At 64.9% G+C, this 402-nt stretch carries 1 pseudogene; it reads right to left on the bottom strand.

Going from position 1 to position 402, the window contains the following annotated elements:
- Positions 1–116: 116 nt before the first annotated feature.
- Positions 117–402: pseudogene (locus AB4039_RS42520) on the bottom strand (transposase); the annotation flags it as partial.

Genomic DNA, 402 nt, shown 5'->3' with positions numbered 1-402 from the left:
TTTCGGATGCCCCGGAGACCTCAACTTCGGTCGAATCGCCCGATCGGCTGCCTGCTGACGACGCACCATCCCACACCTCGCTGATCACGAGGTGTTGCGACGATCAGTTGTCCGCCTTGCGATCCGCGATCGCTGTGCAGGATGCATCCGTCGACGTGTTCGCGCCCGGGCAACGGCATTGTCCAGGGCGGTCATTGCCAGGCGGGACTTCATCCGCGCGTCGATGGAGTAGCCGATCCTGTTGCTGAAGACATCCTTGATCGCGCAGAGGTACAGCTTGCCGTCGCCGGTGGCATGCTCGGTGATGTCAGCGAGCCACAGACGGTTCGGGCCACTCGCGGTGAAGCTGCGGCTCACGAGATCGTCGTGCACCGGCGGGCCGGCCTTCTTGCCCCGGCCGCG

The sequence above is a fragment of the Streptomyces sp. M-16 genome (assembly GCF_052114405.1).
GTDB lineage: Bacteria > Actinomycetota > Actinomycetes > Streptomycetales > Streptomycetaceae > Streptomyces.
This window is presented reverse-complemented; position numbering and strand designations above follow the sequence as displayed.